Here is a 3,814-nt window from a genome sequence, read left to right as displayed (position 1 = left end):
TTACCTTTTTTCTTTTTTTGTTTTAACATAAAATTATCTTTTGTTTTGTTATAATGATGATATAGAAGTGAGGCGAATATTTATGGAATACAAAATTCGTAGTAAAAATATTATTATTACCGATGCAATGAACCAACATTTAGTTGATACTTTTAATAAGTTATTAAAATATCAACAAGTTAATGAAAATGATCTTGTTCATGTTGACATTGAATTTACGAAAGAAAACAATATTGTAATTCATACTGCAATTGATATTAGAGGGCGAAATAATTTTTTAAAAGCAGAAGTTCGCAATAGTGATTTTTATAAGGCAGTTGATCAAAGTTTATATAAAGTTGAAGAACAATTACGAAAAATTAAAGGCAAACAAGAAGACCGTCATAATAAAAATCAATCATTAGGAAAATTTTATAGTGAAGTGATTGCTGCAGAAGAGGAAGAACTTGATCTTGAATAATGTTCATAAATAAAAAATGTTTAACTAAATTTAGTTAAACATTTTTTACAATAATTACTTGTTATTACTTAGTGTACTTGCTGTGTTTGTTTTATTAACACGAATTGCTCCAATTCCTTCTAATAATCATATTAAAGCACCAATTAGAGCAATTAATTCACCAACAACAATTACTCATGTTGAAACTTCTTTTGTTGAAGTAATAATTGCACCAATCATTCCAATAATTGCAATAGTAATAAAAATAATTCCGGCAACTAATTTAGCAATTTTATGACGAATAAAGGTTGCAACACAGATAAATAAGAAAGCTGTAATCAAAATAATTGCACCATTATCACCAGTATTATTGTGAACAAAAAGTTTTGTGTTAACATTAACGTTTGGAAAAGAATTTAAGATTGCTAAGATAAATAATCATAACCCAGAAATTCAAATCATTACTTTTTGGAATGTTACATTAATTTTAATTGTTGCATATTTCATTTTTGCCATTGTTTTTCCTCCTTAACCATAACATTATTTATATTATAACTTAGTTTTAAAAATATTAATGATAAATTAAATAATTCGTAAAATATCGTTTGGTTTAATATTTAAAAAATTAATCATTCCATGAGCAAGACAATAGACAAAATAACATTGTGGAAAATAATGACTCATTTTTTGTGGTCCAAAATTTTGAATTGTTTGAATAACTTCAAAATTTTTATTGCAAAAAATAACATCAAGTTGATAAAAAATTCCAAAACTATTAAAACCACGTACTTTCCGTAATAAATATCCATATTTCATTGTGATGTCATTTGGTTGAATTAAACTCGTGAATTTTTCCCGAAAAGTTTTAATCACATGAATATTAATGTCTTGTGGAATAATACTATTAACAGTTAATGCTTTACGATTTTTTAATAAATAATATTTTTTATTTCGTTTATGTTTTGTCCGATGAAATTTATAAACTACTTTTGAGAAAAATCCCATGCATAACACCTTTTTCCTTTTTTCTTAACAATTATATAAAATTATATTATAATTACCAAGAGAAAAGAGGTGTTATTTATGAAATTTGCATTGTTTTTAGCAACAGGTTTTGAAGAAGGCGAAGCAATTATTACAACTGATGTGTTACGACGAGGAGGCATTAAGCTAGAATTAATTAGTATTACTAAAGCATTAGAAGTTGTTTCATCCCATGATGTTACGATTAAGGCTGATAAATTAATTGAAGATATTAAATATGAAGATTATGATGGTTTCATTTTACCAGGTGGTCGCATTGGTGTTGATAATATTGCAAAAAATGAGATGTTAAAAGATTGGTTATTAAAAGCTAATAATAATCAAAAAACAATTGCTGCAGTTTGTGCAGCACCCCAAATTTTAGGACATTTAGGAATTTTAGACAATAAAGAAGCCACTAGTTATCCGGGATGTATCGAAGGAATGGAAAAGGCAATTTATAATGATGAAATGGCTGCTATTACTGATGGTCATATTATTACTGGGGCTTCAGTTGGTTCAACAATGAATTTTGCTTTAGCAATTGCTGATCGAGTTTTAGGAGCAGAAAAAGTAATGAAACTTCAAAATGAATTAGTAATTCGTGATTAATTTATTTATATTAAATGTTTGCATAATAAATTGTAAAAGAGTAATATTAATATACCTCAAATGAGCATATTAATTTTGTATAAATTTTTTAGCAACTCTTAAAAGTCATTCTGATAAATTTTCTTAATCCTTTGTTCAGATAAAAAAGAGTTTAAAATTTTAGTTGAGGTAGATATGTTACTTTGTTATATTTAAATAACAATACGGTTTTTTAATTATAATTTAAATAAATATTAGTTTATATTTTGTTTTATTTAAAACTGAACTACAATAAGGAGGAAAGAAAATGAAAAAGTTACTAGCCTTTTTAGGAGCTATTTCATTAGTAGGGTCAAATGCTGCTTTAATGACAGCATGTACTAGTAAAAAAGAAGATGCAAATCTTGAAAATCTTAAGCGCGAATTGTCACAATATGTTGAAACACCTTTTTTTGCTTCATCATCAAATGCAACAAGTGAGGAGTTCGCAACAATGTTAAGTAGTCGTCTTAATTTAGGCAGTTATAAATTAGCTGTTAAAAATGATGCAACATTTGTGCAACCAAAGATTATTGATAATAATCATTCAGATGAAAAAATAGCACAAGCTAATATGTCAACTATTTTACAACAACAAGACTCTAAAAAAGGTTTAGATGTTGTTAATGGAACTGCTAGTGTTAATATTTTAAAAAAAGATAAAGAAGAATTCAATGTTAAAATTCAATGAGTTACAAATGAGTTAATTCTTTTAAAAAATACTGTCAATAAAATTGACAATATGAGTAGTAAATTAAAAAATATTAATTTACCATTGCCGCCATTAGTAAAAGGAGTAAATATAACTTTTGCTGATTTATATACTTTTATTGGCTTATTGCCTTTACCAGAGAAAGAAATTATGGAGATTGATTTAACTAAAATTAATGAACCAGATTTTCTTGAAAAATTTGACACACTATTAAATATTATTGCTGAAAATCTTAAGACTTTACAATTTGATATTAGTGGTTATCTTAATAAAAATATTTCTTTTAATCAAATTCTTGTTGGAAAAGGAACAGTTAAAGACCTTTTACATAATATGGCATCTGATTTAATTGCTTTATTACAATGATTTGTTAGAGAAGGAAAAGAAAAAATTGAATCAACACATAATACAGTTCTGCCATTAATCCAATATTTATTCTCACCAGTTAATACCAATTTAAAAGAAAATATTAAAGTTGCTTTTGGTAAAACAGGGTATTTTTATCAAAATACTAATACAAATTTAGACAGTTTAATATTTCATACTTTAACTGGTTATCGAAGTGATTACAAAGAAACGGATAGTAAATATCGATTATCATTTTTCGGTGGTGAAATTAACCAAAATAAAGTAAAGTTACTTAGTTTAAAACCAACTTTATTAATTAGAAGTATTTTAGATATTTTTGCTGCAAAAGGTGACAAAAGAATTGATGCTGTTAACACAAATCTTGTTCAGCCAAAGACATGACAAGAAATTAATACAATTGTCACTAGTTTTCTTCCTAAAATTGAGTTTTTCTTAGGTCCACAATTAATGAATTATGCTGGTTCTAATATTTTACGTGATTTTGGAATAAGTAATACTGAGTTAAAAAGTAATGATGTTACAATGAGTGCCGGAACAGTTAAATTACAATTTAAAACTCCTGGGCAAGACGGTAAGTGAGAAAATTTTAGGGCAATTATTGATGAAAATAATACTCCTAACTTAACACAAATTTTAAATGC

General features: G+C 26.0%; 5 protein-coding genes. 3 read left to right on the top strand and 2 right to left on the bottom strand.

What is annotated here, in order from left to right:
• The first annotated feature begins 82 nt into the window (after window positions 1-82).
• Entirely contained in the window at window positions 83-460 is a 378-nt protein-coding gene (gene hpf / locus EHU54_RS04810) for a ribosome hibernation-promoting factor, HPF/YfiA family (RefSeq protein WP_400249225.1), read from the top strand.
• 54 nt (window positions 461-514) lie between these two features.
• Here hpf and EHU54_RS04805 read toward each other — a convergent pair whose 3' ends face one another.
• Complete coding sequence (locus tag EHU54_RS04805) at window positions 515-955, bottom strand: hypothetical protein (RefSeq protein WP_400249224.1); 441 nt, start codon at window positions 953-955, stop codon at window positions 515-517.
• Window positions 956-1,021: 66 nt separating this feature from the next.
• Window positions 1,022-1,444: a hypothetical protein gene (locus EHU54_RS04800; RefSeq protein WP_400249223.1), complete on the bottom strand. Its 423-nt coding sequence runs from the start codon at window positions 1,442-1,444 to the stop codon at window positions 1,022-1,024.
• A 78-nt stretch (window positions 1,445-1,522) separates the two neighbouring features.
• Here EHU54_RS04800 and EHU54_RS04795 point away from each other — a divergent pair, with 78 nt between their 5' ends.
• On the top strand, window positions 1,523-2,074 hold the full coding sequence (locus tag EHU54_RS04795; protein WP_400249222.1) for a DJ-1 family glyoxalase III: 552 nt from the start codon (window positions 1,523-1,525) through the stop codon (window positions 2,072-2,074).
• Between the two features lie 286 nt (window positions 2,075-2,360).
• Window positions 2,361-3,814, top strand: a 1,454-nt coding sequence (locus EHU54_RS04790) for a lipoprotein (protein ID WP_400249221.1), incomplete at its 3' end; no start/stop codon positions are given.

The sequence above is a fragment of the Spiroplasma sp. ald genome (assembly GCF_044714355.1).
In the GTDB taxonomy this organism is placed as follows: Bacteria; Bacillota_I; Bacilli_A; order Mycoplasmatales; family Mycoplasmataceae; genus Spiroplasma; species Spiroplasma phoeniceum.
This window is presented reverse-complemented; position numbering and strand designations above follow the sequence as displayed.